This is a genomic window from Acinetobacter sp. NPDC052428 (assembly GCF_044547685.1).
GTDB lineage: Bacteria > Pseudomonadota > Gammaproteobacteria > Pseudomonadales > Moraxellaceae > Acinetobacter > Acinetobacter lwoffii_G.
The window spans coordinates 1-7,441 of the sequence record NZ_JBIUAT010000060.1 but is presented as its reverse complement, the minus strand read 5'-3'; the positions used below and the strand labels follow the sequence as shown (position 1 = coordinate 7,441).

1 protein-coding gene and 2 pseudogenes are annotated in these 7,441 nt (G+C 44.3%); all 3 read right to left on the bottom strand.

Features of this window, described 5'->3' with window-relative positions:
* Positions 1 to 2,100, bottom strand: a pseudogene (gene pglZ, locus ACIG3F_RS15855) (BREX-1 system phosphatase PglZ type A); the annotation flags it as partial.
* 43 nt (positions 2,101 to 2,143) lie between these two features.
* Complete coding sequence (pglX, locus tag ACIG3F_RS15850; RefSeq protein ID WP_396470517.1) at positions 2,144 to 5,623, bottom strand: BREX-1 system adenine-specific DNA-methyltransferase PglX; 3,480 nt, start codon at positions 5,621 to 5,623, stop codon at positions 2,144 to 2,146.
* A gap of 46 nt (positions 5,624 to 5,669) precedes the next feature.
* A pseudogene (locus tag ACIG3F_RS15845) lies at positions 5,670 to 7,441 on the bottom strand (BREX system P-loop protein BrxC); the annotation flags it as partial.

The window sequence follows — 7,441 nt, the reverse complement described above, 5'->3', positions numbered from 1 at the left end:
GGTTGTTCCTTTCGTTGCTTCCTTGCTCTTTGGTTTACCATGCCCAATCACATAGCGTTTTTTGCTCTTCAATGTATTGGTAGGTTTTTCAGTCAAGCTTGAACGATCCGCAGATTCCAGTTTACTTTGCTGGAACAAGAAGCCATGGTCGGCTGTAATCAACAGGGTGGAAATATTGAAGTGCATTAAAATTTTACGGCTGAGTTCAGTCAGCTCTTCAATAGCATGTTCCACAGCCATAAAGGTTTCTGATTCTGTCGAGGCGCTGTCACCGCGTGCATCAATCACGTTGTGATAAACGTAAATCAACTCATAGTCTCTAAGTGCTTCACGACCTTCATCACGCGACCAACCTTTTACCATTTCAGCGGTCACGGCCAGACCATTATAGGCCGCCAGAATTTTGGATCGTGCTGCAGTCCCTTTGCTGGACTGCCCATCTACTAAAACATCATCCCCTGCGGCCTCTTTGTACTCCAAAGTCTGATGCGGCAATAACGAGGCCATGCCCAGTGTGGTGTAACTTGGGACAACGCCCAGCTGTGAAGACAAGGTCGCTTCGGTATAACGCTTTTAATTAATACGATCACGCAGCTCTACCTCAGCTTCATAGCGGAAAGCATCACTGATAATTACCACAATACGGCGTTTCGTTGCAGAACTGAGTAAGGGTCTGACGTGAGTATCGTAGAAGTTCTGCTGATTTGGGATATCTGCCATTTTCCAGACATTCAAGCGTTGCTCAGCTTCTACACGCTCACCCCAGTTACGTGCCAAGTGGTCAATAAACCAGTAGGAATAGCAATTTTCGACTTCTTCATCAAGTTTTTTCAGGATATCGACATGAGCGCGTTGAGAAGCAGCACTGTAGTGGAGATAGGCCATATCAAAGCGATACAACTCTTGCTCGTAGGCTGTATACAAGGCTTCACTGGAGTCGAAATAGAACCCAGAATCAAACTGCAGTCGCAGACTGAACAGCTCAATCGCTGCCTGCAACGCTGTATAGACGGTACGGTATTTACGGCGTGTCGCATCATCCTTATGTTTGGAAGCCCAATAGCCATCCAGACGGGTAGAGATAACCGTTTTGAAATGTTCCAGTTCAGCCTTGGCGGCTGCAGGGATATGACTGGCCAAATCAACAATGATCTTTTGTTCAATCACTTCAAAGGTCATGACATCGAGCAGCTGCTCCAGATCAAAAGCCCCGACCTTCTCCTGGATACGCAGCGCATTTGCTACAGTCTGGGAAAGTGTATCGAAGGTTGGGTAGTATTTGGAGCTGTCTCTCCAGCGTGACAAAAAGGCTCTGGCTGTTGCACGGGAGCTGACTGATGACATCACCAGTTCTTGAGCCCATAGCGGTATATCGCCCAGGCTTTCACAGAAACCTGTGCTCATCAAACGGATAAAGAACGTACCGAGCTTGAATGGTGCTTCCCCATTCAATTCTTCAACCGATGCTGGATAACCAATTTCCGTCTGTAATGCGGTGACTAAAGCTGGCACCAGTTGGAATTTTTCCAGTTCAGCAAAGGAGTCTGGATTGACTTCCAGAGCCAGGTTCTGCTGTACCATTTCATCTGCCAGTGCCAGAACGATATGCATAAGTTCGGCACTGTCAGCCTTGACCACAGCTGCAATCATGGCCATATCCAGATTCTGTTCATCTGCATCAGGCTGGATATAGCGTTTTAAGGTGCTCAGACGGGCTTTGGCTTTGAGGAACTCTTCACGTTTGGCCAGATGTTCTCTTAGACTCTGCTGCTGTAAACCCAGCTCATTGAAAATAATTGAGAAACGATCGGCATAGAAGCTACGTGAATACAGCTTGATGTCCAGTAACCAGTCTTTTTCGGTTTCAGGCTCAGCACTTGGGAAATACAGCAAGTATTTGCCCTGCTGGTCTTCCAGTTCCAGTTTAAGCTTGATCGCAAGGTTGGATTCTTCTGCCATATTTAAAATATGGACATCATTTAGCTCTAGGGCTTTGATTTCTTCAGTAAATGACTGTTCTGCATCATACCAAAAAACAATTCGATGCTGTTCAGTATAAAAGGCTTGTTCCAGGCCTTGTTGAAGTTGACTTAAGTTCATGCAACCACCTCTGCATGATCTAGTGTGGAAGAAAAGCTATTCATTACTTCTCCCCCGTCACAGCTTTAACTTCAGCCAACAAGTTCCCAAACTTGCCATAGTTCACTTTCACCCCATCATCTAGATCCAGTGAAATACGCTGATCGGCATAATGGCGCAGTTTTTCCTCAAAGCTACTCAGTTCAGCCTGTTGCTTATGCAGATTTTGTAGTTCTTTCTCTTTACGTTTAATTTCAGCAGCGGAATCACTGTTTTCGATTTCACTTTGCAAAGAATTCACCATAGCCGCCATTTTAGAAATCAGCGGCATGACGTATTCAGTACGCATACGTGCCAAGGTACTTTCGTTATAGCGGTGCAAGTACACCAATGCCTGGAAAGCCCCCTGTTTACCACTGCTGAATAACCAGTAGATCGGACGCTTTTTATAGGTCTGCATATGGTCTTTATAGAACTTGCTTGCTAGATAACGGCGAATCGTATCTTCAGCGGTTTCACTGGCTTTTTTATCCAAGCTTTCTGCGAGCCACTGCATATTGGCATCCAGCGTTTCTTTGCCCCAAACAGCAGTTAAGAACTCTTGGATACGATGTGTTGCATCATCTTCAAACCAATGCATTTCGGTCAGTGGAATAATGCCATCCGCATCGGCTGGGAACTTTTGATAACGGCTGGCATCAAAGTCTTGATTACCTGCATGCGCATAGATCAGACCTGGTTCATCCAGGCTATAACGTCCCATCATGCAACCAAGTGCATAAGAGATTAAACGCTGGCTGTCTTTTTCACGGTCGGCACGGGTTAAAGTGATCTGTTCATCTGGTACATCGGGTGTCAGTTCATCCTGCAAACCGTAAGCGTCAATAAACAGCTTGTTGTTTTCTTCTTCCAGACGTTTCATTTCAGCCACGGCGTCAGCATTTTGCTGTTTCCATGTATTAAAGGCTTGTTCTAAGTTTGAGTGTTGGGTACGAATAATTGGGTTTTGGGTAAAGTCCCATGAGAATTCATAGGAATCCCAATCAACTTGGGAAAGTTTTACCAGATTTTTAGTATTATTTTCAATGTCTTGTGTAACCTGAAAAATAGGATAATTCTGGATTTGACCAACTTCAAAATGTAATGTGGGTGAAAGAAACTCAGCATATTTACTTATTAATTTACTATTCATGCTAGATAACACTATTAAATTGTTATCAGAGAAGATTGTGGGCCCCGAAGCATTAAAAATAAATCCTTTTGGTACATATCTCATGCTTAACAAACCACTTGACACATCAGTCCAAGTTACACCAGATAAGCCATAAAATCTTTCGTTACGAATAACAGAACGTAGTTTGCCATTATCAAATTTAAAATTTTTTATTTCTGATCCATTATTCTCCCAATTGACCACACTATCATAATTTCCATACCAACGACGGAACTCCCCCCCTTTTTGAGTCGGATACCATTTTGTACCACTCATTATAGAGAATTTATAACCATCGATTTCCCACCAATAACGAATAAATTTTTCATTATCACCTGAAGTAAATCCTTTTTTAGCTTTTTCTCCTACAAGCTCACCTTTTTCAAAAACATCAAAAAGTCTTTTATTTACCCAATAAGCCACAGGACTACCCGGAATTTTCTTAAAGTCATCTTGAATCGTAGAGTCAAAACGATTAAGTCCTGATCTTAGTTCTGATTCTTTTTGATCCTGCCCTGTATCTACAAGTCTAAAAAATACTGGCTTAAATCCATTTATATGTTGCCCTTGCATCACAAAAGCTGTTGTTTGTACGACTTCCCCTGATATTTCAGGAAATGCTCGAGCACCTAAATGTGCCATAGTTTGAATCGTACGATCTTGTAACAGCTTTTCACGCATCGCTTCATATGACGATAAGAACATCCAACTTTGCATGGTCACCATGCTGTTAAAGCCACTTTCTTTACACCAAGCAAACCCACGTTCAATAAACATGCTGAATAAATCAGATTTACTATCTGGGAACTTTTTCTTAGCAAAATCTTTTAAGATTGCATTCATTTTTCCTCCACCCATATAAGGTGGATTGGCAATCACGGCATCATATTGTTTAGCGAGTAATTTAGCTTGTTGTAATAAAGGTAATAATTCTTGTGCTGACTGCTGTGCAAAAATATCCCCTGACGCTAATGCTGTATTCAGCTTGCTTTCTAACTCAGGCAGTTTCTTAGCAAATGCTTGAGGAATTTGAATCAAAGAACCAAAGGTCGAAGCATGTTCAAATAGGTCTAGCAGTTCTTTTAAATCGGTCTGAGCAATACCAGTACTTGCCAAATCCTGACTGAATGCATCCAAACGTTCTGGCTGACTGTCTTGTAGCGCAATAATATTCAGCTTCGGTGGATTGCTAAATAAACGGCGGTCATCCTCACGTGCTTTCATCAGCAGTGCAAAGCTAGCGAGCTGTGCTGCACGGGTATCGATATCAATGCCGTACAGGTTATTTTCCAGAATCAAACGTGGAATATCACGGCTACGGTAACCACGTTCTAAGTAAATCGCTTTTAAGCAGTCATAGGCTTCCACCAGAATATGCCCCGAACCACAAGCCGGATCGAGTACCGTAATGCTTTCAGGATTTAAGGTATCGCCATCTTCACTGATACGGACATCAATCAGCTGTTTTAACTGTGCATTCACCTCATCCGTCTGTTCCGCCGGCTGAATATAATATTCCCAACTGCTCGCTAGCGTACTTTCTGGCTGTGCCATCATCCATAGACGACCAACACTGTTTTGCACCAAATACTTTACAATCCAGTTTGGGGTGAAGAGTTGTGTCGCTGCAGGAATGTCCTCACTCTTGACGACTTTACCAATCACCTGATCTTTCTTTTCAGAAATATAGAACTGATACAGCCAGCCAATAATCTGTACATCCGACCAGTATTCTTCCGGAATACTGGTCACTAAATCACGTATCAAAGAGTCGGTTTTAGTCAGGTTATCCGGTAACAGTAGTTCTGACTCATCAGAAACCTGTTCGAACAAGAGTGGCATGACCTGATTCAACGCATGACATTGAGCCAGTAACAGTTCACGGTACAGTTCTTCGTCTTTATTGCCATCCAGCTTAAGCTCAGCCACACGGCTGACATCTAAACCTGGTAGGTCGATATCCAGACATTCTTCCAGAAGCTGTGGCAAGCCTGCACTACCATCTGCACTACTCAGTACACGGCGACCATGATCCAGTAAGCCTTTGCATTCCATATAGCGAATGGCACAGAGACGGTTAAACCAACTGTAAGCGATATAATCAATCGTCTGCTCAAAACTGCTGGTTTGAATGCGTTTGATCAGCTTGTCACGAGATTTCATGACGGATAGCGGAAAAACCTGATCGCCAATCAGCAACAAGTCGCCTTTCTGTTCTGCCGGTAAAATGCTGTCTGCGGTGATGCCATATTTGGCCGCCTGCTTGCGCATCGCTGCGATAAAATCATTGCGTGCTTGCGGTGCGTATTTTTTAATATTACTGGTATTCATTTAAAAACCTTCAATTGATTGCTGATGCCGATATCCCTAAGCCCTGTTAGCGGATACGCACACGCTTTTTGTCACCCACGATTTTTTTCAGTTCAGCTTTGAGTGCGTCTACAAACTGATCCACTGATTCTTCTGTTTCCAGATAGACACTGCTGGAGGTTTTGCTGTAAATGCTCGCGACATCAACTTCCACCACTGGTTTCGGTGGCACTACGGCTGTCGCAGGCTGTACCGGAATCGCAGCAGGTGTTGATGTAACTGGGCTGGAGATGGTTGCAGTGTTGATTACACTCTCTGCTTTGCTCTTAGCCAGTTGTGCCGCTTTGGCCTGACGCTGGATTTCCGCCTGAACTTCGCTTTCCAACTCATACAAGGCTTCATCAAAACGCTCCACGGCGGTTTGGGTTTGCAGCATATAGATGGTGGACAGGCTAGTTTCCACTTCAATATCCGTTTTCAGCAGTTGTAGTGGGCGTAATAGCTTGTTACTCAGCTCAGCGCTAGCGATGCCACTGTTTTTAATCTCGGCTTCTAACTGCTTGATCTTGTCATCAATGTGTTCTATCGCCTGATTGCGCTTCTCAGTCAGCAATTGCTTATTGACGCCTTCCACTGTGCGAACCAAATCAGCCACTTTATTTAACAGGCCATAGGGCGATTCGAGGGTGGCAATACGATGTAATTCGGAGAGGGCTTTTTTTGCCACCTCATCACTGCCCAGTGCCTGTTTGTTCTTCTCAAAATGACGCAAGGCTTGTTGCAGTTGTTGCCAGCTTGGCATCTGGTTGCTGAAGAACTCATGAATATCACGATAGTCTTCTTCTAGATCCAGATAGTCGTCCTTGTTCTCAACCACGGCCTTAAAGAAATCGAAGCTGTCGCTATTGGCCAGCAAACGCTCCAAAGTCAGAATCGACTTTTCAATCACTTTCTTGCCCGGGAACTGCCCAACATCAGTTTTACTCTTATACGATTTAAAGTTGGCTAACCAGGTCTTAAAATGCTGCAAATAGAATTCAAATAGCTCTTTCTCAGTCGCTGGTCCCATAGCCGAGAACAGTTCTTGGGTGAGTTGGCGTGCCTGTTTCAATACCTGATCATCAGTCTGGCGCTTTTTAATAATGGAAACATCACGGCGACGGCGGCTGTTTTGTAAAGGCTCAAAGGCATCTTTTAACTGTAAGCTGCCGCCATTTAACTGCAGTGAAATCCGCCCCATTGCCGCCAACTGACCTACCAACAGTAAAATCTCGGCATCTGGCCAGCCATAAGGGCGTTTGGCAAAACGGTCTATCACATCTGAGACTATAATACGCTCTGTACCAGTGGCCCGTAGTGCAATGTACTGCTCCACTTCCTGTAGGGCTTTCGGATTGCTCTGTCCGCCATCCAGAGACAATCCGAGCTGCGCCATATCATCAACAGTCAAGACGGCGTTCAGTTCACGCCAGGCATCCTGCTGATAGACCTGCAAATAGCTCAGTTTGGTATAAGTGTTTTCCAGCAGATAACGACAGGCCTCATCCAGCTTGGTGGTTGGACTTGAAGATGAAAGTTGTAGATGTTGACCCAAGGCATAACTTTCCGCGTCCAGCAACATTTCTTCGACCCGGGCACGCAGGCGTTTTTTACGCTCCTGATTCTCACGGCCACGGTCTGCCAGAATACGGCTGATATCGGACTGAGTGCCATCATCATTTAAGCGGATGAATTTATTGGTTTTCAGCCAGGTGCGCAGTTCATTAAAGAACTGTTTATCGTCTGCCAGTTTAAACAGCACTTGTCCTTCGGCCTGAGTACATTAACCAATACAGTAAG

What these genes read in the sequence shown, in the direction of transcription:
- pglX (WP_396470517.1), bottom strand. Translation starts at nt 5,623, where the DNA reads ATGAATACCAGTAATATTAAAAAATACGCACCGCAAGCACGCAATGAT.